At 52.6% G+C, this 25,240-nt stretch carries 21 protein-coding genes; 7 read left to right on the top strand and 14 right to left on the bottom strand.

Annotated elements, in window-relative coordinates; genetic code table 11:
• Nucleotides 1-82: 82 nt before the first annotated feature.
• Nucleotides 83-1,531 carry a tRNA uracil 4-sulfurtransferase ThiI gene (thiI, locus tag AB7038_RS05580; protein ID WP_004240408.1) on the bottom strand — a complete coding sequence of 483 codons (1,449 nt, stop codon included), beginning with the start codon at nucleotides 1,529-1,531 and terminating at the stop codon, nucleotides 83-85.
• Between the two features lie 212 nt (nucleotides 1,532-1,743).
• On the opposite strand from thiI, the gene xseB reads away from it, so the two are divergent.
• The 3 genes from xseB to dxs are packed head-to-tail and all read left to right on the top strand — an operon-like array spanning nucleotide 1,744 to nucleotide 4,883.
• A complete protein-coding gene (gene xseB / locus AB7038_RS05575; RefSeq protein WP_004236437.1) occupies nucleotides 1,744-1,998 on the top strand; it encodes an exodeoxyribonuclease VII small subunit in 255 nt (84 codons plus the stop codon).
• Between the two features lie 35 nt (nucleotides 1,999-2,033).
• A complete protein-coding gene (gene ispA / locus AB7038_RS05570) occupies nucleotides 2,034-2,957 on the top strand; it encodes a (2E,6E)-farnesyl diphosphate synthase (protein ID WP_368889367.1) in 924 nt (307 codons plus the stop codon).
• A gap of 57 nt (nucleotides 2,958-3,014) precedes the next feature.
• Entirely contained in the window at nucleotides 3,015-4,883 is a 1,869-nt protein-coding gene (dxs, locus tag AB7038_RS05565) for a 1-deoxy-D-xylulose-5-phosphate synthase (RefSeq protein ID WP_369452903.1), read from the top strand.
• Nucleotides 4,884-4,952: 69 nt separating this feature from the next.
• Here the strand turns inward: dxs and thiL are convergent, their stop codons facing one another.
• The 10 genes from thiL to queA form a co-directional block, all read right to left on the bottom strand.
• The gene (gene thiL, locus AB7038_RS05560; RefSeq protein ID WP_368889369.1) at nucleotides 4,953-5,942 is read right to left on the bottom strand and encodes a thiamine-phosphate kinase; all 990 of its coding nucleotides are present in this window, start codon (nucleotides 5,940-5,942) and stop codon (nucleotides 4,953-4,955) included.
• A gap of 97 nt (nucleotides 5,943-6,039) precedes the next feature.
• Nucleotides 6,040-6,453 (bottom strand): transcription antitermination factor NusB, encoded by a 414-nt coding sequence (gene nusB / locus AB7038_RS05555; RefSeq protein WP_004240412.1) that lies wholly within the window; start codon nucleotides 6,451-6,453, stop codon nucleotides 6,040-6,042.
• Nucleotides 6,454-6,479: 26 nt separating this feature from the next.
• Nucleotides 6,480-6,950 carry a 6,7-dimethyl-8-ribityllumazine synthase gene (gene ribH / locus AB7038_RS05550; RefSeq protein WP_025151762.1) on the bottom strand — a complete coding sequence of 157 codons (471 nt, stop codon included), beginning with the start codon at nucleotides 6,948-6,950 and terminating at the stop codon, nucleotides 6,480-6,482.
• 121 nt (nucleotides 6,951-7,071) lie between these two features.
• Entirely contained in the window at nucleotides 7,072-8,181 is a 1,110-nt protein-coding gene (gene ribD, locus AB7038_RS05545; RefSeq protein WP_368889461.1) for a bifunctional diaminohydroxyphosphoribosylaminopyrimidine deaminase/5-amino-6-(5-phosphoribosylamino)uracil reductase RibD, read from the bottom strand.
• A gap of 5 nt (nucleotides 8,182-8,186) precedes the next feature.
• Entirely contained in the window at nucleotides 8,187-8,636 is a 450-nt protein-coding gene (gene nrdR / locus AB7038_RS05540; protein ID WP_004236428.1) for a transcriptional regulator NrdR, read from the bottom strand.
• Nucleotides 8,637-8,747: 111 nt separating this feature from the next.
• The gene (secF, locus tag AB7038_RS05535) at nucleotides 8,748-9,716 is read right to left on the bottom strand and encodes a protein translocase subunit SecF (RefSeq protein ID WP_368889370.1); all 969 of its coding nucleotides are present in this window, start codon (nucleotides 9,714-9,716) and stop codon (nucleotides 8,748-8,750) included.
• Between the two features lie 10 nt (nucleotides 9,717-9,726).
• Nucleotides 9,727-11,574 carry a protein translocase subunit SecD gene (gene secD, locus AB7038_RS05530; RefSeq protein ID WP_368889371.1) on the bottom strand — a complete coding sequence of 616 codons (1,848 nt, stop codon included), beginning with the start codon at nucleotides 11,572-11,574 and terminating at the stop codon, nucleotides 9,727-9,729.
• 35 nt (nucleotides 11,575-11,609) lie between these two features.
• On the bottom strand, nucleotides 11,610-11,945 hold the full coding sequence (gene yajC / locus AB7038_RS05525; RefSeq protein ID WP_004236424.1) for a preprotein translocase subunit YajC: 336 nt from the start codon (nucleotides 11,943-11,945) through the stop codon (nucleotides 11,610-11,612).
• A gap of 101 nt (nucleotides 11,946-12,046) precedes the next feature.
• Nucleotides 12,047-13,171: a tRNA guanosine(34) transglycosylase Tgt gene (gene tgt, locus AB7038_RS05520; protein WP_368889372.1), complete on the bottom strand. Its 1,125-nt coding sequence runs from the start codon at nucleotides 13,169-13,171 to the stop codon at nucleotides 12,047-12,049.
• Between the two features lie 97 nt (nucleotides 13,172-13,268).
• Nucleotides 13,269-14,345, bottom strand: coding sequence for a tRNA preQ1(34) S-adenosylmethionine ribosyltransferase-isomerase QueA (queA, locus tag AB7038_RS05515; RefSeq protein WP_369452902.1), 1,077 nt, complete (start codon nucleotides 14,343-14,345; stop codon nucleotides 13,269-13,271).
• A gap of 110 nt (nucleotides 14,346-14,455) precedes the next feature.
• On the opposite strand from queA, the gene AB7038_RS05510 reads away from it, so the two are divergent.
• Nucleotides 14,456-15,043, top strand: a complete 588-nt coding sequence (locus AB7038_RS05510; protein WP_368889374.1) for an ACP phosphodiesterase — start codon at nucleotides 14,456-14,458, stop codon at nucleotides 15,041-15,043.
• Nucleotides 15,044-15,247: 204 nt separating this feature from the next.
• Nucleotides 15,248-15,850 carry a peroxiredoxin C gene (locus AB7038_RS05505; protein ID WP_072869437.1) on the top strand — a complete coding sequence of 201 codons (603 nt, stop codon included), beginning with the start codon at nucleotides 15,248-15,250 and terminating at the stop codon, nucleotides 15,848-15,850.
• Nucleotides 15,851-15,962: 112 nt separating this feature from the next.
• Here AB7038_RS05505 and brnQ read toward each other — a convergent pair whose 3' ends face one another.
• The 3 genes from brnQ to phoB form a co-directional block, all read right to left on the bottom strand.
• The gene (brnQ, locus tag AB7038_RS05500) at nucleotides 15,963-17,294 is read right to left on the bottom strand and encodes a branched-chain amino acid transport system II carrier protein (protein WP_368889375.1); all 1,332 of its coding nucleotides are present in this window, start codon (nucleotides 17,292-17,294) and stop codon (nucleotides 15,963-15,965) included.
• Nucleotides 17,295-17,849: 555 nt separating this feature from the next.
• A complete protein-coding gene (phoR, locus tag AB7038_RS05495; RefSeq protein WP_369452901.1) occupies nucleotides 17,850-19,145 on the bottom strand; it encodes a phosphate regulon sensor histidine kinase PhoR in 1,296 nt (431 codons plus the stop codon).
• Nucleotides 19,146-19,175: 30 nt separating this feature from the next.
• Complete coding sequence (phoB, locus tag AB7038_RS05490; protein WP_004236414.1) at nucleotides 19,176-19,865, bottom strand: phosphate regulon transcriptional regulator PhoB; 690 nt, start codon at nucleotides 19,863-19,865, stop codon at nucleotides 19,176-19,178.
• A 279-nt stretch (nucleotides 19,866-20,144) separates the two neighbouring features.
• Here phoB and sbcD point away from each other — a divergent pair, with 279 nt between their 5' ends.
• Both sbcD and AB7038_RS05480 read left to right on the top strand, forming a co-directional pair.
• The gene (gene sbcD / locus AB7038_RS05485; protein ID WP_369452900.1) at nucleotides 20,145-21,434 is read left to right on the top strand and encodes an exonuclease subunit SbcD; all 1,290 of its coding nucleotides are present in this window, start codon (nucleotides 20,145-20,147) and stop codon (nucleotides 21,432-21,434) included.
• A complete protein-coding gene (locus AB7038_RS05480) occupies nucleotides 21,431-25,117 on the top strand; it encodes an AAA family ATPase (RefSeq protein ID WP_369452899.1) in 3,687 nt (1,228 codons plus the stop codon). The genes sbcD and AB7038_RS05480 overlap by 4 nt, the downstream gene beginning before the upstream one ends.
• Nucleotides 25,118-25,240 lie beyond the last annotated feature (123 nt).

Below are 25,240 nucleotides of genomic sequence, written 5' to 3'. Positions count from 1 at the left end.
TATCCCTTATACTCTGAAAAAAGACAATAAAAAACCCCGGCTCCTCAGAGGCGGGGTTCAGCAACAAAGAATATATCACGGCTCAGGGACGATACACCTTCACATTGGTATAACCCTGCTCTGCCAGGTAAAGTGCCTGAAGACGGCTCATCACCCCGCGATCACAGTAAAGCAGATAAGTGGTCTCCGCCGGTAAATCACCGAACTGAGTGCTGAGCTTGTAGAACGGCAGTGTCCGCACTTCCGTTCCCTCAATTTTCAGCGGATGCGCTTCCTGTTCATCCGGCGAGCGGATATCCAGCACCACATCGGTGGCAGACAGTTCAGACACCATTTCCACTTCAGTGACCTGCTGCTCACTCTGCTGCGCGATCACACGGATATCCATATTCTGCGCGTTGAGCACCACATCATCCAGAATCGCGAAATCGAATTTCTCTTCTTCGGCCTCGATTTTCTCTTTCACCGCTTTCACAGTCGGGTTTTTCGAGATCACGCCGCAGAATTCCGGCATGGTACGGGCGAAATCTTCAGTACCGATCTGACGGGCGAGATTGATAATGGTTTCTTTGTCATGTGAAATCAGCGGACGCAGCACCAGGGTGTCTGTTGCGTTGTCGATCATGCGCAGGTTAGTCAGCGTCTGGCTGGAAACCTGTCCCAGCGCCTCGCCGGTCACAATCGCCTGTACGCCGTAACGTTCCGCGACACGGGATGCCGCGCGGACCATCATCCGTTTGAGCACCACGCCCATCTGGCCGTCATCCACTTTTTCCAGAATTTCCGCCACGACCGGCTCAAAATTCACCGCCACAAAGCGGACTTTGTGCGAACTGCCGAAACGGTTCCACAGGTAATGCGCCACCTGTTTCACACCGATTTCATGTGCCGCACCGCCTAAATTAAAGAAGCAGTAATGAACACGGCAACCACGGCGCATCAGCATATAGCTGGAGACACCGGAATCGAAACCGCCGGAGATCAGAGACAGCACATCTTCCTGAGTCCCGATCGGGAAACCGCCGATCCCTTCCAGACGGCGTACCACGAGGATCAGTTTGTCATCTTCCACTTCCAGATTCACCGTCACATCAGGATGCGTCAGTTTCACCTTCGCGGACGGAATATGCTGGTTCAGACCGCCGCCGACATAGCGCTCCAGTTCGATGGAGCTGAACGGGTGCTTACCACGGCGCTTGGCGCGGACACAGAAGGTTTTATTTTCCAGTGATGCGGCATACATCTCAAACGTCTGCTCATAGATATTATGCAGATCGGTAAACGCGCGCTCTTCCACCTGTAAAATATGGTGAATGCCGGGAATGCGGGTCAGGCGGTCAGCCACCCCCTCACCAAGTTCTTCTTTCTTCACGCGGACTTCAAGATAGTCCCAGTGACGGACAACCGCCACGTCTTCGGCCAGATCCTTAAGCACATTGCGGATATTACTGGTCAGAATTTTAATAAAGCGCAGGCGGACACTCTGGCTTTTGATGGTAATTTCAGGAAATAATTTAATGATAAACTTCATAACGGTTTACTGGCTATCGGCTTGATTTGCAAAGGACGGAGCAGCCGGCGTCAGGCAGCGGCAATCCCCGTTGATGAAATTGAAAGGCGGCAGTATATCACCATATCTCGATCTGCCCCGTAAAAATCGTAAATGAAAGGCACAATTTTCACTGAAAAGTGTAAACTAGGAATTATTTGCGACATAAATGCAACATCAGTGAAAAACAGACCATGACCAAAAAAACATCCGCAACAAAAACCGATGCACTGAGCTTTGAAGCATCACTCGATGCCCTTGAAGGGATCGTCACCCGCCTGGAAGCGGGTAACCTGCCACTGGAAGAAGCCCTGGCCGAGTTTGAACGCGGTATCGCACTGACGCGCACCAGCCAGAAAACCCTGATGGCAGCCGAACAGCGGGTTCAGATCCTGCTTAATGATGATGAAAACGCCCCGCTGAGCGATTTTACACCTGAAAACGACTGACCGCCCGGATCCGGCGGTTCCCTGTGTGAACGAGAATGACCATGCCAGAACAAACTCCCGAAACATTCCGCAACCAACTGACACAGGCCAGAGAGCGTGTTGATCACGTTCTTGATGAGATCCTGACCACACTGCCGTTTGCCGCCACCGACATGGGTAAAGCCATGCATTACGGTGCCCTGCTCGGCGGAAAACGTCTGCGCCCGTTCCTGGTGTACGCCACCGGTGAGATGTTTGGTGTGACGGCTGAAAACCTGGATGCCCCGGCGGCAGCGATTGAGTGTATTCACGCCTATTCCCTGATCCATGACGATTTACCTGCTATGGATGACGATACACTGCGCCGCGGCAAACCAACCTGCCACGTCGCCTTTGGTGAAGCGAATGCAATTCTGGCGGGGGATGCCCTGCAAACCCAGGCATTTGCCATTCTTGCCGCCCGGCCGATGCCGGATGTCCGCCCGGAAGACCGTCTGGCGATGATCGCCGAACTGGCCGATGCCGCCGGTCTTGGCGGAATGTGCGGCGGCCAGGCGCTTGATCTGGCAGCGGAAGGAAAAAACATCGGTATTCATGCGCTGGAACAAATACACAACCATAAGACCGGTGCTTTAATCCGTGCTTCCGTCCGTATGGGCGCGATGAGTGCCGGTGAAGCAGGCTATGCTGTATTACCGGCTCTCGACACTTACGCGCAGGCGATCGGCCTGGCGTTTCAGGTTCAGGATGACATTCTGGATGTTATCGGTCATACGGATGTGATCGGAAAAAGCCAGGGCAGTGACGCCGCTCACGGGAAGAGCACCTATCCGTCACTGCTCGGGCTGAAAGCGGCGCAGGATAAAGCACAGGCGCTTTATCAGGAATCACTGGCTGCGCTTTCACAGCTTGAAGAACATCATTACAACACAGCAACCCTGCGTGAACTTGCTAATTTTGTGATTGAACGTAACAGCTAATCCGTCCGGCACGTTCCGGTATTTTCAGAAACTTTAATAAGAATTAGTGAGCATTACATGAGTATTGATATCGCTAAATATCCGACTTTGGCACTCGTTGAGACGCCCGATGATTTGCGTCTGTTACCAAAAGAGAGTTTACCGAAACTCTGCGATGAACTGCGGCAATATCTGTTAAACAGTGTCAGCCGTTCCAGCGGGCATTTTGCCTCCGGTCTCGGCACGATTGAACTGACTGTGGCACTCCATTATGTCTATCAGACGCCGTTTGATAACCTGATCTGGGATGTCGGCCACCAGGCCTATCCGCACAAGATCCTGACCGGGCGCCGTGACCGCATTGACACCATCCGCCATAAAAACGGGCTGCACGCCTTCCCGTGGCGCGAAGAGAGTGAATATGATGTCCTCAGTGTCGGACACTCCTCCACCTCCATCAGTGCCGGTGTCGGGATGGCGGTGGCCGCAGCCCGCGAAGGACGCAACCGCAAAACCGTCTGTGTGATCGGTGACGGCGCGATCACCGCCGGTATGGCCTTTGAGGCAATGAACCACGGCGGGGATATCAAATCCGACATGCTGGTGATCCTCAACGACAACGAAATGTCTATCTCGGAAAACGTCGGTGCCCTCAATAACCACCTGGCGCAACTGCTCTCCGGCAAGCTCTATACCACGCTGCGTGAAGGCGGCAAAAAAGTGTTCTCCGGCCTGCCGCCAATCAAAGATTTGCTGAAGAAAACCGAAGAGCACATCAAAGGGATGGTGGTGCCGAGCACGTTCTTTGAAGAGCTGGGCTTTAATTATATCGGGCCGGTGGACGGTCACGATGTATTGGCACTGATCCAGACGCTGAAAAATATGCGTGACCTGAAAGGCCCTCAGTTCCTGCATATTATGACGAAAAAAGGGCGCGGTTATGAACCGGCTGAAAAAGATCCGATCAGCTGGCACGCCGTGCCGCAGTTTGATCCGTCAACCGGCACACTGCCGAAAAGCAAATCGTCCAAGCCGACCTTCTCAAAAATCTTCGGTGACTGGCTGTGTGAAGAAGCAGAACACGATCCGAAACTGATGGCGATCACCCCCGCCATGCGCGAAGGTTCCGGTATGGTACGCTTCTCCAAATCCTTCCCGGATCAGTATTTTGATGTCGCAATTGCTGAACAGCACTCCGTCACCTTTGCCGCCGGGCTGGCTATCGGCGGTTACAAGCCGGTTGTCGCAATTTACTCCAGTTTCCTGCAACGCGCCTACGACCAGGTGATCCACGATGTCGCGATCCAGAAACTGCCGGTGCTGTTTGCTATCGACCGCGCCGGGATTGTCGGTAACGACGGCCCGACACACCAGGGGGCGTTTGATCTCTCCTTCCTGCGCATCCTGCCGAACATGGTGATCATGACCCCGAGTGATGAAAACGAGTGCCGTCAGATGTTGCACACCGGCTATCACTACGGCAAAGGCCCTGTTGCGGTACGTTATCCGCGCGGCGGCGGTTGTGGTGCCACACTCCAGCCACTGGCTCTGATGGAGATCGGTAAAGGCGTTGTGCGCCGTGAAGGGGAAAAAACCGCAATTCTGGTCTTCGGTACGTTGCTGGAAGAAGTGCTGAAAGCAGCGGAAAATCTGAACGCCACCGTGGTGGATATGCGTTTTGTCAAACCGCTGGATGAAGCCCTGATCCTGGAGATGGCCGTACGCCATGACACCCTGGTAACGGTCGAAGAAAACGCCGTTATGGGCGGTGCGGGCAGTGGTGTGAACGAATTCCTGATGGCACAGTGCAAGCCGGTGCCTGTGCTCAATATCGGCCTGCCGGACAGCTATGTGCCGCAGGGCGACCAGGAAGAGATCCGCAGCGATATGGGCCTGGATGCAGAGCATATTCAGAAGTCCATCGAAGCGTATCTGGCAAAAGCCTGATTATCCTTCCGGACATAAAAAACCCTGCTGACGCAGGGTTTTTTATGTCATCAAGAATGTCTTTGCCGCTTACTCAGCCACCGCTTTCACCGCAAAATGATCAAACCCGCTCAGGGCCGGTTTTACTTCCTCACCTTTGCTGAAATAGCGGATACCGTCACTCTCCGGTTTCATCTGCCCGATACAGCAGAAAGGTGCGCCAGTGTGTGCCAGTGCCATTTCCAGCGCGCCACGGTTAATTTCCGGAACGGTAAAGCACAGTTCATAATCCTCACCACCCGCCAGCGCACGGGCGAGTGCCTGCTCCGGTGATGAACAGGCTTTCAGTGCCTCAGACATCGGTAAGTTATCCAGCTCAATCCTGGCACCGCAGCGGCTCGCTTTCAGGATGTGGCCGAGATCGGAAATCAGTCCGTCAGAAATATCAATTGCTGAGGATGCGAGGTCGCGTAGCGCCTGCCCCTGTAAGATACGCGGCTGCGGGCGCAGATGGCGTTTCAGCAGATATTCTTGATGTGCCGGGTCTTCAGGCTGCAATTCACCCAGCAAAATCGCCAGTCCGGCGGCGCTGTCGCCCAGCGTGCCGGTGACATAGATCCAGTCACCGTTGCGGGCACCGGCGCGTTTCATCGCACGTCCTGCCGGGACCAGACCATGAACCGTCAGTGTCAGGCTCATCGGACCGCGTGTGGTATCACCGCCGATTAACTGCATGCCGTAATAATTCAGTTGCTCAAAGAAGCTGTCGCTGAATTCGCCCAGCCACGCTTCATCAATGGACGGCAGTGTCAGCGCCAGTGAAACCCAGGCCGGATCAGCACCGATAGCGGCCAGATCACTTAAATTCACCGCAAGGGATTTCCACGCCAGATCACGGGCAGAAACGGAAGGCAGAAAATGAATACCGGACACCAGGGTATCCGTGCTGACAGCAACCTGCTGTTTTTCCGCTACGGTCATCAGAGCGCAATCATCCCCGATACCCAGTTCAACGTCCCGGCGGTAATAGTGCTGCCGGTCAAAAAAACGCCGGATGAGATCAAATTCACCACAAGCCATAATCAGAAATTCCGCAATCAGATAAAGACAAAAGGCCGGTTAAACCGGCCTCTTTTATATCATGTCATTTATGTCCGTGCATAAAAGTATCAGATGATTACTTTCTGCGGGCATTCGGCGCGGCTTTATCGAGCACGCCATTGACAAACTTGTGGCTCTCTTCCGCGCCGAACACTTTCGCCAGTTCAATCGCTTCGTTGATAACCACTTTGTAAGGGACATCCTCACGGTAGCTTAATTCATACATCGCCAGACGCAGAACCGCTTTTTCCACCTGACCTAACTCCTCCAGCTGGCGGGAGAGGTACGGAGCCATCAGTGCATCAAGGCGCACCGCATTCGTTGCCGCACCGAAGAACAGCTCACGAAAATAGGCGACATCAACGTCTTTGACATCCTGCTCTGACAGAAATTCTGATTCAACATCCGCAATATTATTGCCGGATAACTGCCACGAATAAAGCGCCTGAACGGCACATTCACGAGCACGACGACGAGCTGCAGGTTTCACACATATCCCCTTACTAAAATCCGGATTCAGCCTTTGATGGCTTTAATTACATTGATCATTTCCAGCGCGGTCATCGCGGCTTCCGCCCCTTTGTTACCGGCTTTGGTTCCCGCACGTTCAATGGCCTGTTCAATATTTTCGGTGGTCAGCACCCCGAAAGTGACCGGAATCGCGCTGTTCATCGCAACGGCAGATAACCCGGAGCTGCATTCACCGGACACATATTCAAAATGTGCGGTGCCGCCGCGGATAACAGTACCCAGCGCAATGATAGCGTCATATTTTCCGGTATCAGCCAGCGTTTTCACTGCCAGCGGCAGTTCATAAGCACCCGGCACCCAGACCGTTGTAATGTTCTCAGAGGAGACCTGGCCAATACGCTCAAGCGCATCAACCGCACCGTCTAACAGGCTGTCGTTGATGAAGTTGTTAAAGCGGGCAATTGCGATGGCGATACGCGCACCCGGCGCACTGACAACACCTTTAATGACGTTCATAGCCTTTCCTTCTTACGAGTTTCATACTGCGGGGCGCGGATTTTATCACATTCTTTCCGTCACCGCGCCTGTGTTTTTCAAACTCCGGAATAAAAATTAAATTCCGGCGTAAATTCAGAGGTTAATAAACCGGGATCAGCCGCAGGCGGAGATCCGGCCCGACCATCGTGCAGTCGTCTATCCGCAGCTGAGGCGCATCACGCAGATGGGCAAGCGGCGGCAGTGTAAAGAGATCCTGTGCATCACTGCCCAGAATCTTCGGTGCCAGATAAAGCACAATTTCATCCGCCAGTCCGGCTTTCAGCAGTGCACCCGCCATATGTGAGCCGCACTCTGTCCAGATATGGTTAATATTGCGTTTGCCGAGCTGCATCATCAGCAGAACCAGATCCACACCACTGCCGTTCTCCGGCAGGATCATTTCCTCAACATCGCCCAGCCAGTTATCCGGCTGAGAAGCGGTCCGCGCCAGCCAGCAACTGCCCGGCAATTGTGTGACGCGGTGTTGAGCGGTCACCCGCTGACGGCTGTCTGTGATAATCCGCACCGGCTGACGGATATCCGCCTCCGGGTAGCTCTGCTGCAGCGATGCCGGTAAATCCGCATGACGGACAGTCAGACCGGGATCATCTGCCAGAACCGTGGCACTGGTGGATAAAATCGCCCCGGCCTGTGCGCGGAACTGCTGGACATCCTGCCGCGCGGATTTTGAGGTGATCCACTGGCTTTCGCCGTTGGCTAATGCGGTTTTGCCGTCGATCGAGGCTGCCATTTTCAGCTGAATATACGGGAAACCGGTACGCATCCGCTTAAAGAAGCCTTTATTCAGTGCTTCCGCTTCCTGCATCAGTACGCCGTGGCTGACTTCAATACCGGCTTCGCGCAGTTTAAACAGTCCGCGTCCGGCCACCTGCGGATTCGGATCCTGCATGGCAGCCACCACCCGGCTGACGCCGGCATTTATCAGCGCTTCAGCACACGGTGGTGTGCGGCCGTGATGACTGCACGGCTCCAGTGTGACATACGCGGTGGCGCCACGGGCTTTATCACCGGCCATACGCAGTGCATGCACTTCCGCATGCGGTTCACCGGCACGCTGATGGTAACCTTCACCGACGATTTCACCGTCACGGACAATCACACAACCGACATTCGGGTTCGGTGCAGTGGTAAAACGACCCAGCGCCGCCAGTTCAAGGGCGCGGGCCATATAAAATTCATCAGAATGCATCATGTTCAGTCCTGCAGGCGGGCAATTTCCTCGCCGAATTCACGGATATCCTCAAAGCTGCGGTAAACCGAGGCAAAGCGGATATACGCGACTTTATCCAGCTTTTTCAGCTCACTCATCACCAGTTCGCCGACAAACTTAGCAGAGACTTCCCGCTCGCCGGTAGCCCGTAACTGCGATTTGATGTGACTGAGAGAGGTTTCGATATCGTCAGAGCTGACGGGGCGCTTTTCCAGCGCCTTCTGCATACCGCGGCGCAGCTTTTCTTCATCAAACGGTTCGCGGCTGTCATCACTTTTGACCACACGCGGCATCACCAGCTCGGCGACCTCAAACGTGGTAAAACGTTCGTGGCATTCCAGGCACTGGCGGCGGCGGCGGACCTGAGAACCATCACCCACCAGGCGTGAGTCGATGACTTTGGTATCAACGGCGGAGCAAAACGGGCAATGCATAAATTATCCTGCGGGTCAATGAACTGTTGCGGTAGTTTACCCTGTTTACACATAAAAAACACCCTGCATGCTCGCACATACAGGGTGTTTTCTGTTTTTTCACGGCAGAAATTACGGCAGGATAGATTCCTGATCCGCGCCTTCTTTTTCCACTTTCTGCACAATCAGGTGCTCACGCTTCATACCCAGTTTCAGGGCCAGCGCGGACGCCACGTAGATTGAGGAAATGGTACCGATAGACACACCAATCAGCATGACCAGCGAGAAGCCTTTCAGCATTGCACCACCGAAGATATAGAGCATCAGAACCACTAACAGAGTGGTTGCCGATGTCATAATGGTACGGCTTAACGTCTGAGTCAGGGAAACGTTCATGATCTCATACGAGGTACCACGGCGGATTTTGCGGAAGTTCTCACGGATACGGTCAGATACCACGATGCTGTCGTTCAGTGAGTAACCGATCACCGACATCAGGGATGCCACAATGGTCAGGTCAATCTCAATATGGAACAGCGACAGTACACCTAGGGTGATGATAACGTCATGCGCCAGCGCGATAACCGCACCTAACGCCAGACGCCATTCAAACCGCATCGCCACATAGATCAGGATACAGATTAATGCCGCGATCAGCGCCATTGCCCCGGTCTGAGCCAGTTCCGCACCCACACTCGGTCCGACGAACTCGATACGTTTGACCACCGCACTTTCATCAATATTTTTGTTGATCACATTGATAACGGTTTTACCCAGTTCCTGACCGGCAACACCTTCTGCCGGCGGCAGACGCACCATGATGTCACGGCTGCTGCCGAAGTTCTGGATCAGCGGATCTTTAAACCCGGCCTGCGAAACAGTATCACGGATCTTATCCAGATCAGCCGGCTGGCTGAAGTTAACTTCAATGACGGTCCCGCCGGTGAAGTCCAGACCCCAGTTAAACCCTTTCATACCGATGATTGCCACGGAGGCAATCAGCAGCAGTGCCGAGATGGTAAATGCCACGTTGTCCCAGCGCATAAAGTCATAGACTCTGCGGCCGTGGTTTAATTGTTCAACAGTATAATCCTGTGCCACAACGTGCTCCTTAAATAGACAGCTTATTAATACGTTTACCGCCATACAGCAGGTTCACGATGGCACGTGTACCGATAATCGCTGTAAACATGGAGGTTGCCACACCAATGGCTGTCGTAATCGCAAACCCTTTAATTGAACCGGTACCGACCGCGTACAGAATGACAGCGGTAATCAGTGTAGTTAAGTTTGCGTCGATAATACTTGAGAAGGCTCCTTTGTAGCCCTCATGGATTGCCTGCTGAACAGAGCGGCCGTTGCGCAGTTCTTCTTTGATACGTTCGTTGATCAGAACGTTCGCATCAACCGCAACCGCAAGGGTCAGCACGATCCCCGCAATCCCCGGCATGGTCAGCGTAGCACCCGGTAACAGCGACATCACCCCGACAATCAGGATAAGGTTCGCCAGTAACGCGCTGCTCGCGATCAGACCGAATTTACGGTAGTAGATCACCATGAAGAGAATTGAGGCCATCAGCCCCCACAGGCACGCTTCCAGGCCCTGCTCGATATTCTGCAGACCCAGAGTCGGCCCGATGGTGCGCTCTTCCACAATCTGGATTGGTGCAATCAGGGCACCGGCACGCAGCAGCAGAGATAACTGACGCGCTTCATTGGCATTATCAATCCCGGTGATACGGAAGTTCGACCCTAAACGGGACTGGATATTGGCAATGTTGATAACTTCTTCGTTTTTCTCAAGGATTGAGCGGCCTGCGGCATCTTTACGCCCGCTGTCTTTATATTCGACAAACAGGGTCGCCATCGGCTTATACAGATTATCCTTGGTGAAATCGGACATGGTGTTACCACCGGCGCTGTCCAGCGAAATGCTGACCTGCGGCTGACCGTACTCATCACTCTGTGAAGTGGAGTCAGTAATGTGGTCACCGGTCAGAATCACACGCTTGTACAGGGCGACTTTTCGTCCGTCACGGGTGTATTTCACTTCGGTGTCACCCGGAATACGGCCTGCTTCGATAGCGGCAGGGTCAACAGTACTGTTGACCAGACGGAATTCCAGGGTGGCAGTTGCCCCGAGGATTTCTTTCGCCCGGGCGGTGTCCTGAATACCCGGTAATTCCACCACGATGCGGTCCGCACCCTGGCGCTGTACCAGCGGCTCGGCAACACCCAGCTGGTTAACACGGTTACGCAGGATAGTGATGTTCTGCATGACAGCATAACTGCGCGCTTCACTTAAGCGCTGGTCGCTCATCACGGCGGTCAGCGTGTTATCTGTACCATCTTTGAAGACTAAATCGCGCAGGCGTTTTGATAACAGTGAGCTGGCTTCGGAACGTGATGCATCATCACGGAAGCGGACTTCCACGCCGTAATCCGCTGATTTGCGGACAGACGCGAACGGAATGCTGTTCTCACGCAGCAGCGAGCGAATACCGTCGAGGTTCTGCTCCTGCAGTTTACCCAGCGCGGTTTCCATATCCACTTCCATCAGGAAGTGCACACCACCACGCAGATCGAGACCCAGTTTCATCGGCTCGCCACCCACGGCGGTCAGCCATTTCGGTGTCGCAGGCGCAAGGTTCAGGGCAACAACATATTGCTCACCCAGGCCTTTCACCAGCTCTTCACGGGCACGTAACTGGATATCCGGATTTGAGAAACGGGCAAGTATCACACCATTTTCCAGTGCGATCGACTTACTCGCGATCTGATCTTTTTCTAAAATGGTTCGGACCTGATCCAGGGTCTGTTCATTGGCGGCGGTTCCCCGCGCGCCAGTGATTTGAACAGCCGGATCCTCACCATACAGGTTTGGAAGTGCATAAAGCAAACCGATGAGGATCGCAGCGATCAGCATCAGATACTTCCACAAAGGATAACGATTTAACACGGCAGTCCCTTCGGGAAAATCATACTACAGGAAGATTACAGCGCCTTCAGTGTACCTTTCGGTAAAACTGCTGCGACGAAATCACGTTTGATGGTTACTTCAGTTGTTTCGTTCAGTTCCAGAACGATGTAGCCGGTGTCAGACACTTTAGCCACACGACCGATCAGACCACCGGTAGTTAACACTTCATCACCTTTGGTAATGGAGTCCATTAATTGCTTGTGTGATTTAGCACGTTTCTGTTGCGGGCGCAGGATCATGAAGTAGAAAATCAGCACGAAAACGACCAGCATAACAATCAGAGACATCGGGCTGCCCTGAGAAGCGGCCGCACCGGTTGATGCTACTGCGTCAGAAATGAAAAAACTCATCAAACTATCCTCTTGTTATTCACATAATTATCAGGCAGATAAACCTGCCGGTGGTGTATCGCCTATGTTATACACCACCGGGTGATCCCGTTTCGGGGAAATCACTCACTTAACGGCGGAACGGGTTTCCCGATCCGCTGATAAAATTCAGCGGCAAATGCTTCCAGACGGCCTTCTTCAATTGCCTGCCGGATACCCGCCATCAGACGCTGATAGTAGCGCAGATTATGAATGGTATTTAAGCGCGCGCCAAGGATTTCATTACAGCGATCCAAATGATGCAGATAAGCGCGCGTATAATTGCGGCAGGTATAGCAGTCACATTCCGCATCCAGCGGCGATGTATCTGATTTATACTTCGCATTACGGATTTTTACCACGCCGTCCGTCACAAACAGATGACCGTTACGGGCATTACGGGTCGGCATCACGCAGTCGAACATATCAATACCGCGGCGCACACCTTCCACCAGATCTTCCGGTTTACCCACGCCCATTAAATAGCGCGGTTTATCTTCCGGGATCTGCGGACAGACATGCTCCAGAATCCGGTGCATATCTTCTTTCGGCTCGCCGACAGCCAGACCGCCCACAGCGTACCCATCAAATCCGATTTCCACCAGTCCTTTCACAGACACATCGCGTAAATCTTCGTAAACACTGCCCTGGATGATACCGAACAGCGCATTCGGGTTACCCAGCTCATCGAAACGATCGCGGCTGCGTTTAGCCCAGCGCAGAGACATTTCCATGGATTTTTTCGCATAATCCCGGTCCGCCGGGTACGGCGTACACTCGTCAAAAATCATCACGATATCAGACCCGAGATCGTACTGGATTTCCATCGATTTTTCAGGACTTAAGAAAATTTTTTCCCCGTTGATCGGGTTACGGAAATGGACACCCTCTTCTTTGATTTTGCGCATCGCACCCAGGCTGAACACCTGGAAACCGCCGGAGTCAGTCAGAATCGGGCCTTTCCACTGCATAAAATCATGCAGATCGCCGTGCAGTTTCATAATTTCCTGACCGGGACGCAGCCACAGATGGAACGTGTTGCCTAATAAGATTTGCGCACCGGTCTCTTTCACTTCTTCCGGTGTCATCCCTTTCACTGTGCCATAAGTCCCCACCGGCATAAATGCAGGGGTTTCAACAACGCCACGATCAAAAATTAAGCGACCACGGCGCGCACGGCCGTCTGTCGTTTGCAGTTCATATTTCACAAAACCTCCGGCATCAGAAAAACAGTCTGATGATGTGTAATTAGCGGCAGTCAGTCAGCAGTCGCTGAAATCTGCCGGATCAATAATCTGTAGTATATCAGTCGTCGTGACCGACTTTTTCAAATTTTGCCTGCGGGTTGCGGGTAATAAACATCGCATCCCCGTAGCTGAAGAAACGGTAACGTTCACGCACCGCCGCTTCATACGCCTGCATAGTGTGCTGATAACCGGCAAACGCGGAAACCAGCATAATCAGCGTGGACTCCGGCAGATGGAAATTGGTGATCAGCGCATCCACCACCTGGTACTCATATCCCGGATAAATAAAGATTTGGGTATCATCAAAGAACGGCGCAATCAGTGCATCCTGTGCCGCTTTCGCTGCACTTTCGAGGGAACGCACAGATGTTGTGCCGACCGCAACCACTTTATTACCCCGCGCTTTACACGCCAGCACGGCATCAACCACATTCTGCGGCACTTCGGCATATTCGGAGTGCATGATGTGATCTTCGATATTATCCACACGCACCGGCTGGAACGTTCCCGCCCCGACATGCAGGGTAACAAAGGCCATTTCCACGCCTTTTTCGCGCAGTGCCGCCAGCAGCGGCTCATCAAAATGCAGCCCGGCGGTCGGTGCGGCCACCGCGCCCGGGCGGTCATTATACACGGTCTGGTATAACTCGCGATCCGACTCTTCATCAGGGCGGTCAATATAAGGCGGCAGAGGCATATGACCAATCTGATTGAGAATGGTCAGCACATCGCGATCATCATCAAAACAGATTTCAAACAGTGCATCGTGACGCGCCACCATCGTGGCTTTCACGCTCTCATCTTCGCCCAGCAGCAACTCTGCACCCTCTTTCGGTGCTTTGGATGCGCGGACATGTGCCAGCACACGATGCTCATCCAGCATCCGTTCCACCAGCACTTCAATCTTTCCGCCGGAGGCTTTGCGGCCGAACATTCTGGCGGGGATCACACGGGTATCATTAAATACCAGCAGATCACCGGGATTGAGTTTATTCAGCACATCGGTGAAGATACCGTGGTTCAGTTCACCACTGATACCATCAAGCGATAACAGACGGCACTTGCTCCGCTCCGCCTGCGGGTAGCGGGCAATCAGTTCGTCCGGCAGTTCAAAAGTAAAATCGGCAACACGCATGAGATTCTCGGTTTCATCTCAAAAAGAAAAACAGGCGCAATAGTCTAGTGCCCCGGTAAGCAGGGCGCAAGAAATAACCCGCCAACGGCGGAATAAAAGGCTGCGGTATTATGAATTTTCTCGCACATCTCCACCTTGCCTCACTGGCAAACAGCAGTTTTCTCGGCAATCTGATGGCCGATTTTGTCCGCGGTGCACCGGAAGAACAGTACAGCGCACCGGTTGCGGCGGGGATCCGGCTGCACCGGCGTATTGATACCCTGACCGACTCACACCCGCTGGTACGGGAAGCCCGTCAGCTGTTCCGCCCGGAATACCGCCGCTACGCGCCGATCACGCTGGATGTGGTCTGGGATCATTTTCTTTCCCTGCACTGGTCTCAGTTTGAACCGAGAACTTCACTGACCGAGTTCACACAGCACGTCCGCACAGTGATTGAACCGCAGCTGGCATTTACACCGGTGAAATTTCAGGAGCTGAATGAATTCATGTGGCCGCAGCGCTGGTTAATCCGTTATCAGGAGATACCCTATATCGGACAGGTGCTGGCAGGGATGGCAAAACGGCGTCCGAAACTTGCCGCGCTCCGGGAGACAAATCAGGATTTTACCGATAATTATCAGTTTCTTGAAAGTATCTTCTTCCGTTTCTATCCGCAGATGATGGACAGTGTGACAAAGCCGTTTACAGGTCAGTAACGGTTTTTACGTTCATTCACACAATTAACACTTGAACTTTACTCAAATAACTCTATCTTATTCGGGTAGCAGATAGAATAATGAACTATTGATAGGTAAAACCTATTATATTAATCGGTATTATGAGCTTTAATACCATCCCCGGATTCTTTATTCTGTCTGTTGTTTATTGCCATACTCTATATAATCTTACAGGAGTAAATTATGGTTCTGGTAACCCGTCAAGCCCCCGATTTTACAGCTGCAGCCGTTATGGGTAACGGTGAAATTGTTGATAACTTCAATCTGAAAAAACACCTGAACGGCCGTCCGGCTGTTATCTTCTTCTGGCCGATGGACTTCACTTTCGTCTGCCCTTCTGAGCTGATCGCATTCGATCACCGCTATGAAGAATTCAAAAAACGCGGTGTGGAAGTGATTGGTGTGTCTATGGACTCTGAGTTTGTTCATAACGCATGGCGTAACACTGCTATCGACGATGGCGGTATCGGTCAGGTTCAGTATCCGATGATTGCGGATATCAAACATGACATCATGCGAGCTTACGGTGTTGAGTTTCCGGAAGCTGGTGTTGCTCTGCGCGGTTCTTTCCTGGTGGACAAAAACGGTGTTGTCCGTCATCAGGTCGTCAACGATCTGCCGCTGGGCCGTAACGTAGACGAAATGCTGCGTATGGTTGACGCACTGCAATTCCACGAAGAGCACGGCGATGTGTGCCCTGCACAGTGGGAAAAAGGTCAGGAAGGCATGAATGCATCTCCGAAAGGCGTTGCTGACTTCCTGAAAAAGAACTCCGGCAAACTGTAAGTTCCGGCAGTTAATAGATACAAAAACCAGCCTGCGGGCTGGTTTTTTTGTACCTGAATCACGGGCAAAAAAATACCCCGCACATGACAGGGTATTTTTATAATCCGGACTATCAGGCGTGTTTGTGATTCACTTCCTGCTCAGCGCCCATCAGGCGATCAACCACAATGGAAACCACCAGCACTGCCAGTGACGGCGCAAGCCATGCCAGGTCATATTTAAAGAACGGCAGTGACTCAATCCATGACGGCATATAAGGGCCGAACATTTTAGTGGCTTTCAGCGCCCCCATCGTCCCGAGGATCAGGCTGACCAGCATTGCCGGCGCAACCACCCGTCCCGGTTTTTTCCAGAAACGCAGTGTGAAACTCAGCAGGATCAGCACAATACACGGCGGATAAATGGATACCAGTACCGGAATGGAGAACGCGATCAGTTTGCTCAGCCCCAGGTTGGAAATCACCATGGAGAACGCACCGAGGATCCACACCAGTTTACGGTAAGAGATCGGCAGATAACGGCTGAAGAATTCCGCACAGGCACAGGTCAGGCCGATCGCCGTCACCATACAGGCAACAAAAATCAGCACTGCAAGGAAGAAACTGCCGTAGTTACCGAAGGTATACTGGACATACTCATGCAGAATTTCCGCGCCATCGGCAGGGTTCGGGATAATCGACCCGCTGTTTTCCCCTAATTTGAACAGTGCCAGATAGACCAGTGTCAGCAGCACACCGGCAATCAGCCCGGCCCACATGGTATAGCGGGTCAGCAGTGAAGAGTTTTCCACTCCGCGCGAACGGGCGGCATTAACAATAACAATCCCGAAGACCATCGCACCAAGGGTATCCATGGTCAGATAACCATTAATAAACCCGTTGGAGAATGCCATTTCTTTATACTCCGGCGTTGCCATAATAGCATCACCGGCCGGCCACATTACCGCAGCTACCCCGAGGATAGCCAGAGCCAGCATTTTAACCGGTGCCAGTACATGACCGACGCTGTCCAGCAATTTACCCGGATACAGGGAAATGCCGATCACACAGGCAAAGTAGATCACACTGTAAATCAGCAGAGAAATATCAGATTCCCCGCCCACCAGCGGTGCAATCCCGATTTTATAGGAAACGGTGGCTGTACGCGGCGTGGCAAACAGCGGCCCGACGGACAGATAGGCCACAACGGCCAGCAGCAACCCGGCATATTTACCGACTGGTGTACTGAGTGCCTCAATACCGCCGCCGACTTTTGCCAGTGCGATCACGGTCAGAACCGGTAAACCAACGCCGGTGATCAGGAACCCGGCAGCCGCCGTCCAGACCATTTCGCCGGCCTGAAGGCCGACCATTGGCGGAAATATAATATTTCCCGCCCCGACAAACAGCGCGAAGGTCATGAAACCTAAGGCTAAAATATCTCGTGAAGTTAAACGATGCGCCATATTATTTTTGTCTGTTACTGTTAATTTAATGTGAAATATTCAATAAAAATATCGGAAATAAAAATCCAACTCCCTGATCTGTCATCGGCGGCATCTCCTGCTGTTTTAACAATCTGTTAGCACTACGTTATTCATATTAAGTTAATAACTATAGTGATTATATTTAAAAAACAGTGATAATTGCCAATAACTCACTACAAGTAAAACTTTTATAGTGCAGAAAGGCAATAGTCAAAGCAAAAACCAGAACTATATACCGAAGTATATTTCCAAAGCAGCGATTGCTGTTATGTAAGCTTCAATAAACACTATATGATTTGTTTATATTTTAATCAGACATTTTAAATCTGCTGAAATTAGCAGCAATTTAAAAGAAGAAAGCGGCAAACGCCGCTTTCTGGTCGTTGACAAACCCGCAGGGATTGGAGACGTCCGACAGAGGTTGTAAAAATAAACCAGGAAAATCAATTTATTGATTTTCGGCTGATAACACAAAGCAGGAAAAACCACGTTTTATCCTGCTTTGTCAGCAATATTAAAGCGGCAAAAGCCGCTTTAATGGGAAGGTTTGGAGATAAGCCGCGCAGGAATGGTAAAACTGAACTCCGTTCCCTGCCCGGGTTTGCTGGTAATATCCAGATGGGTGTGGTGATGCTGTAAAGCGTGTTTTACTATCGCCAGCCCCAGACCAGAGCCGCCGGTCTGCCGCGAACGGGATTTATCCACGCGGTAAAAACGCTCGGTCAGACGGGACAGATGTTCCGCCGGAATACCCGGGCCGTTATCTTTCACACTGAACACCGCGTTGCCGTTCCGCAGCATCCAGCTGACCTCAATCCGTGTGTTTTCCGGCGTGTGATTCACCGCGTTATACACCAGGTTCGACATGGCGCTGCGCAGTTCTTCCTCATCCCCGAAAATCTTCAGTTTGTCATCCACTGTAAAGCGGATCTCCTGTTTACCGCGGCTGAGCGTCACGGCTTCCTGCTGAAGCATTATCAGCATCCCCGGTACATCCACGACCTGATCCAGCCCGCTTTTCACCGCCACTTCAATTTTTGACAGTTGTAAAAGCTGTTTAACCATGCCGTCCATACGGCGGGTCTGCTCCTGCATGGTCAGAATCGCTTTTTTATTCATCGGATTATCAAAATCCTGATCCGCGAGCATTTCCAGATAGCCCTGCAAAACGGTCAGCGGCGTGCGCAGTTCATGACTGACGTTGGCAAAGAAATCACGCCGCGAGTTTTCGAGACGGCGTTTTTCCGTCACATCACGGGCGACCATCAGTAACTGCCCTTCTGAATACGGCATGATGCGCAATTCCATCATGCTGCCGTTATTCAGTTCCAGCGTCAGCGGCAGGGTATAATCGCCCTGGGTCAGATAGCGGCTGAAATCCGGGTAACGCAGAAGGTTAAAGATGTGCTGCCCGTTATCATCCGGCCAGCGGAAACCGAGAAGGTGCTGGGCATGCTTGTTACACCAGAAAATATTGCCGTCTTCTGTCATCATCACCACCGCATCCGGCAGGGATTCCGCCCCGCTGCGAAAGCGTTTGATCAGAGTGGCGAGTTCGCGGCGGCGCTTACGGTTACGCTGCTGAAGCTGGTAAATACCGTAAAAAATCGGCTCCCAGCTGCTGCGGCCGGGCGGCGGCAGCATACTGCGGTCCAGCCACAGCCAGTCGGATAGTTTCAGTAAGTTATAGCTGTGCCAGACGGCAGCGGCAAACAGGGCACCGGCAAGAAACCAGCCGGTATAGCCGAAAAAAAGCGACAAAAAGAGTGCCGGCAGGCAGAAAACCAGTAATTCCAGTACAATTTTTTTCCACGAAAGACGCTCAAGCACGCGCGATCCTCTTGCGGTTTAACATTATTATCAGTAACGGACAGAGAAGCGGTAACCCGTTCCCCGGACTGTCTGTATCATTTTATCATGTCCGTCCGCTTCCAGCGCTTTGCGCAGGCGGCGGATATGCACATCCACCGTGCGATCTTCAACATAGACGTTTTCGCCCCAGACATAGTTGAGCAGCTGTTCACGACTGTAAACCCGCTCCGGGTGGGTCATAAAAAAGTGCAGCAGTTTGAATTCGGTCGGCCCCATTTCCAGCGGATTCTCATTACTGGTCACGCGGTGGGATGCCGGGTCGAGAGTCAGGCCGTTCATGGCGATAAGATCATCCGCCGCCATCGGGGAGATGCGCCGCAGAATCGCTTTAACACGGGCTACCAGCTCTTTCGGTGAGAAGGGTTTGGTCAGATAGTCATCTGCACCGGTTTCCAGACCTTTGACCCGGTCTTCCTCTTCACCGCGCGCCGTCAGCATCATCACCGGTATTTCCCGCAGCTGACTGTCCCGTTTCATATGTTTGATAACCTGAATACCGGAACCGCCCGGGATCATCCAGTCCAGCAGGACAAGATCAGGGAAAGGCTCCACCAGCCGGGCAATGGCCGCATCATAATCATCAGCCTCAATAGGCTGATAGCCATTCTGTTCCAGTACAAAACAGACCATTTCACGGATAGGTGCTTCATCTTCAACGACTAAAATTCGTCTTGCCATGGCGTTCCCTGTTTACCGTTAATTTCATTTCATCAGACAGTGCCGCGATTATGCGTCACTTTTGTGACAGATTTATGAATATCAGCCGATACCTCAGCCTGCACCGCAGAGATAATGTCATTAAACTGACATACTACACACAAAATGCGTGTCAGATCGTAAAATACTGGATATTCATCCAATATTTATTTTTACCGCCTGATTTCCGTTATACTCTGTTTTCAGTAAACCGCCTAACGTAATGCGCATTCAGTTCGCCCGGCAGGAATAACCGTATATATGAAAATCATTCACACATCAGACTGGCATCTCGGACAATATTTTTACACTAAAAACCGGTTACAGGAACATCTGCAGTTTTCAGACTGGCTGATAAACCTGATAAAAGAACAGCAGGCAGATGCCCTGATTGTCGCCGGAGATGTGTTTGATACCGCCTCCCCGCCGAGTTATGCCCGTGAGCTGTATAACCGTTTTGTTGCACAACTGCAACAGACAGGCTGTCATCTGATTGTGCTTGCCGGTAACCATGATGCCGTTGCCACGCTGAATGAATCCCGCGAACTGATGGCCTGCCTGAATGCGGATGTGATTGCCCGGCCGGATCCGGCGCGGGATCTGATCGTACTTTATAATAAGCAGAATCAGCCCGGCGCGATTGTCTGTGCCGTGCCGTTTCTGCGGCCGCGCGATATTCTGGAAAGTCAGGCCGGACAATCCGAAGCAGAGAAACAACTGGCACTGCTGACCGCGATACAGACACATTATCAGTCCCTTTATGACAGAGCGGTGGCAAAACGGACTGAACTGTGTGCGGATGTCCCAATCATTATGACCGGCCACCTGACAACAGTGGGTGCCAAAACATCGGAATCTGTCCGTGATATTTATATCGGCACACTGGATGCCTTCCCCGCCGGTGCTTTCCCGCCGGCGGATTACATTGCCCTCGGGCATATTCACCGCGCACAGTCCATCGGTGACAGCGGAACTGTCCGTTACAGCGGTTCCCCCGTCCCGCTCAGTTTTGATGAGTCCGGACAGGAAAAAAGTGTCTTCCTGCTGACGCTGGATAACGACAGCATTACAGTGATTGATGCGGTACCGGTGCCCTGTTTTCAGCCGATGGTCTGTCTGAAAGGCGATCTTGATGCCATCAGTCAGGCGCTTGAACAGTTTCCGCCCCGTGATGAACATACACAGCCGGTCTGGCTGGACATCGAAATTGCCGGGCGGGATTACCTGCCGGACATTCAGAAACGCATTCAGGCACTGACAGAGCCGCTGGCCGCAGAAGTGATCCTGCTGCGGCGAGAGCGCAGGCAGATAACCGCAGACAACAGCGAAGCCCTGCGTGAAACCCTGAATGAACTGACTCCGGATGATGTTTTTGCCCGGCGTCTGGCACTCAGTGATACCGAAGAAGAGGATATTCCACGTCTCACCACCCTTTTCCGCCGCGTGTGTGAACAGGTTCGTGACCAGGCGAATGACAGCAGTGAAATCAGCACCGGTATCAGCGGAAAAAACAGTCCCCGCACAGACAGCCGGAAAGGAAAAAGTGAATGAAGATCCTGACATTACGGTTTAAAAATATCAATTCACTGCAGGGCGAATGGAAGATTGATTTTACGGCAGAACCCTTTGCCGGAAACGGGTTGTTTGCCATCACCGGCCCGACCGGTGCCGGGAAAACTACTTTACTCGATGCTATCTGTCTCGCGCTCTACCATGAAACCCCGCGCGTAAAAACATCCGCATCCCAGAATGATGTGATGACCCGCCATACTGCGGAATGTCTGGCCGAAGTGGAATTTTCCGTCAAAGGAAAGGCATACCGCGCGTTCTGGAGCCAGCGGCGCGCCAGAGATAAAGCCGACGGTAATCTTCAGCCGCCGAAGGCCGAACTGGCTGAGTGCGCCACCGGAAAAATCCTCTCTGACAAACTGACGCAGGTCAGGGAGAGTATTATTGAGATAACCGGCCTGGATTTTGCCCGCTTTACCCGTTCTGTCCTGTTATCACAGGGAAATTTCGCCGCCTTTCTGAATGCCGATGATAATGAACGGGCAGATTTGCTGGAAGAACTCACCGGCACGGAAATTTACCGGCTGATTTCCCGTCAGGTTTATGAAGACTACAAAGCCGCGCAACAGGCGTTGTCTCTGCTGGAAGCGCAGACCGGAGCTATCCGGCTGATGACAGATGATGAACGACTTGCATGTCAGGCTGAACTGACTGCTCTGCAGACGGACGAGCAGGCTCAGCTTATCCGCCAGACACAGCTACAGACCGCGCTGCAGTGGTGGCAGCACCGCGACACACTGAACACAGAAACAGAACAGCGGCAGCAGCAGCATGCCGCTGTTCTGCAGCAGATTCAGGATGCACAGCCGCAGCTTGACCGTCTTGCCCGCGCCAAACCGGCGGAAAAATTACGCCCGGCCAAAGAAGCGGTGCTGAGCAGCACGGCGTTATGTACTCAGCTGACCGCCCGTATGCAGGAACTGGCACAGACAGCAGAGAGCACCACCCGCTCACTGCAGCCGCTGGCCGAACAGTGTGAGGAGCAACAACAGTTACTCTGCGGGCTGAAACAGCAGTATCAGCAACTGGAAACACTGGCAGAGAACGACATCAGGCCGCTGGATAACCGGCTGCAGTTGCTGAACAGTCAGTCTGATACACTGAAACAACACTATCAGACACAGCTGCAGGAACAGCAGGCACTGCAAAACCAGTCAGCACAACTTCAGCAACAACTGGCGCAAACCCGTGACAGTTATGCACGCAGCACACAGTTCAGGCAGGAAAATGTGCAGAAAGCAGAGCTTCCGTCGGCAATTATTCAGTGGCGACATGAGCTGCACACCCGGCAGGAATACCGTGCTCAGATTTCTGCACTGACAGAACAGCAGCAGGCGGGTGAGATTCAGCAACAATCACTGACTGCAGCACACACAGAAATTACAGATAAACTGGCTGCCCGCAATCAGTCTGTTCTGCCGCTGAAAACAGAGCTTACCGCCTTACAAACCACATTGCAGCAGGCCCGGCAAACGGAACCGGATCAGCAGTTAACCACACAACTGCAACAGATCGGTGAAAAACGCGGATTACTGCAAAAGCTGGCATCACTGGCACCGGAAATCGCCCTGCTGACCCGTAACCGGGAAAGTCTTCTGCAACAACAGCAGGTATTTCAGGAAGAAATTAAGGTCCTGACAGACTGGATTGCACAACAGGAACCGGTCCTGGCCGACCAGCAGACACATCTGCGTGACCTGACAGCCCGTTATCAGCTGGAGCAGACCATTGTCCGGCTGGAGACGGAACGTCAGCGTTTACAGGCCGGAGAGCCCTGCCCGTTGTGCGGCAGTACCGATCACCCTGCTGTCACGGACTATCAGCAGGTAACACCGGATGAAACCGCGCAGCGCCTGGAAACACTGACACACACTATCAGAGAGTCGGAGAAAACACTGGCAGCGAAACAATCTCAGCTGGCCTTTACCCGTACACAACACGAAAAACTGAGCAGTACACTGCAGGAAACCGGAGAAACCCTCGCGGCTAATACCGCACAATGGCAGAAAATCTGTCTTGAGGGCGAATTTGACTCCCTGACAGATTCCCCGGCATCGCTGAATGACATCGCTCAGCATTATGACGGGCTGTATCAGCAGCAACAGCAGGCTCAGGAAGCCCGCCGCGTCCTGGAAACACAAGTATTAACACTGCAAAACCGGTTACAGGCGGAAGAAGCTGAGTGTGAGCGGCTGTCACAGGCATTACAGCGCAACACTCAGGAACAGCAGTTCCTGACACAACAGCAGGCGGAACGGGCCACCCGGCTGACACAGCTTTATCAGCAGCAACAGACGCTGGAAACCTCGCTGACACAAACAGTGACCGCCTTTGGTTACACCATTCCTTCGCCGGCAGAAACCACTGAGTGGCTGGCACAGCGTCAGCAGGAGAGTGATCAGTTCACCGCAAATGAACAGCAGATACAGCAAAGTGCACAGCAACTCGCGGAACTGACCGCACAGCAGCAAAATCTGGAGGCACAGCAGGCAAAACTGGCCACACAGCTGGCAGAACAATCTGCCGCACTGGCTGCACTGCAACAACAGCACAACGCCGTCACAGAACAACGGCAGGCACTGTTCGGTGATAAAAATATCAGCACGGAATTACAGAAACTGCTTAATCAGCAGCAGGAAACGGAAAGCCGTCTGAAAACCCTGACACAGCAGCGCGACAGTCTGCAACAGCACCTCGCGGGGCTCAGAGGGGAGGAAAAGCGGCTGCAACAGCAGATTCTGGACGCACAGGAGCAGCAGCACCACAATCAGCAGATTTTTCAGCAGCAACTGGCAGAAAGTCCGTTTGCCGGTGAGGATGATTTCCTCGCTGCCCTGCTCAGTGAAGAGGAACATCAGCAGTTACAGACGCTGGAAACCGCACTTAACCAGGCACAGCTGAAAGCCGCCACCAGTCTCGGGGATGCCAGAACCGCGCTGGAGCAGCATCTGTCCGCCCAACCGGAGCCGTTCCGTGAACAGTCCCGGCAGCAGCTGACAGAATTACATACCGCTGCCGTACAGCAACTGCGGGAACTGAGCAGCCGTCAGGGGGAACTGCGCGGACGGCTGACGGCGGATGATAATCTGCGGGTACAGCAGCGCGATTTACTGGATCAGATCACCCGGCATCAGCAGGACGTCACCGACCGCAGCCGTCTTAATCTGCTGATAGGCTCTGCCGATGGTGCCAAATTCAGCCGCTTTGCCCAGGGGCTGACGCTGGATTATCTGATCCATCTGGCGAACCGCCGGCTGGAGAAACTGCATGGCCGCTACGTATTGCAGCGCAAAACAGCGGACAGCCTGGAGCTGCAAATCACCGATACCTGGCAGGCAGATACTCAGCGTGACACCAAAACCCTCTCCGGCGGGGAAACGTTCCTGGTCAGCCTGGCGCTTGCGCTGGCCTTGTCTGATCTCGTCAGCCATAAGACACAGATTGAATCCCTGTTCCTCGATGAGGGCTTCGGCACGCTGGATCAGGAAACACTCGATATCGCGCTGGATGCACTCGATAACCTCAACGCCACCGGGAAAACCATCGGCGTTATCAGCCATATTGAAGCCATGAAAGAACGTATTGCGGTGCAGATCTCTGTCAGAAAAATGAACGGACTCGGGATCAGTAAATTGTCGCCGGAATATCGTGTTACAACGGCGTGACATTTTAGCTCCGTCAGCACGCAATGATTAATCCAATGATATTTATTGAAAATTTTTCTGTTGGCCGAATTTTTTGAAACATAAGGTTAAATATTTTCGGTATGTTTTTTGATTCATTGCTTA

The organism is Morganella morganii (genome assembly GCF_041099235.1).
GTDB lineage: Bacteria > Pseudomonadota > Gammaproteobacteria > Enterobacterales > Enterobacteriaceae > Morganella > Morganella morganii_E.
This window is presented reverse-complemented; position numbering and strand designations above follow the sequence as displayed.

Coding starts and splice junctions, on each gene's coding strand:
- AB7038_RS05510 (WP_368889374.1), top strand. CDS start 14,456: ATGAATTTTCTCGCACATCTCCACCTTGCCTCACTGGCAAACAGCAGT.
- phoB (WP_004236414.1), bottom strand. CDS start 19,865: ATGGCAAGACGAATTTTAGTCGTTGAAGATGAAGCACCTATCCGTGAA.
- ribD (WP_368889461.1), bottom strand. CDS start 8,181: ATGCATTCTGATGAATTTTATATGGCCCGCGCCCTTGAACTGGCGGCG.
- queA (WP_369452902.1), bottom strand. CDS start 14,345: ATGCGTGTTGCCGATTTTACTTTTGAACTGCCGGACGAACTGATTGCC.
- ribH (WP_025151762.1), bottom strand. CDS start 6,950: ATGAACGTCATTAAAGGTGTTGTCAGTGCGCCGGGTGCGCGTATCGCC.
- AB7038_RS05505 (WP_072869437.1), top strand. CDS start 15,248: ATGGTTCTGGTAACCCGTCAAGCCCCCGATTTTACAGCTGCAGCCGTT.
- sbcD (WP_369452900.1), top strand. CDS start 20,145: ATGAAAATCATTCACACATCAGACTGGCATCTCGGACAATATTTTTAC.
- nrdR (WP_004236428.1), bottom strand. CDS start 8,636: ATGCATTGCCCGTTTTGCTCCGCCGTTGATACCAAAGTCATCGACTCA.
- yajC (WP_004236424.1), bottom strand. CDS start 11,945: ATGAGTTTTTTCATTTCTGACGCAGTAGCATCAACCGGTGCGGCCGCT.
- dxs (WP_369452903.1), top strand. CDS start 3,015: ATGAGTATTGATATCGCTAAATATCCGACTTTGGCACTCGTTGAGACG.
- AB7038_RS05480 (WP_369452899.1), top strand. CDS start 21,431: ATGAAGATCCTGACATTACGGTTTAAAAATATCAATTCACTGCAGGGC.
- thiI (WP_004240408.1), bottom strand. CDS start 1,531: ATGAAGTTTATCATTAAATTATTTCCTGAAATTACCATCAAAAGCCAG.
- ispA (WP_368889367.1), top strand. CDS start 2,034: ATGACCATGCCAGAACAAACTCCCGAAACATTCCGCAACCAACTGACA.
- thiL (WP_368889369.1), bottom strand. CDS start 5,942: ATGGCTTGTGGTGAATTTGATCTCATCCGGCGTTTTTTTGACCGGCAG.
- xseB (WP_004236437.1), top strand. CDS start 1,744: ATGACCAAAAAAACATCCGCAACAAAAACCGATGCACTGAGCTTTGAA.
- brnQ (WP_368889375.1), bottom strand. CDS start 17,294: ATGGCGCATCGTTTAACTTCACGAGATATTTTAGCCTTAGGTTTCATG.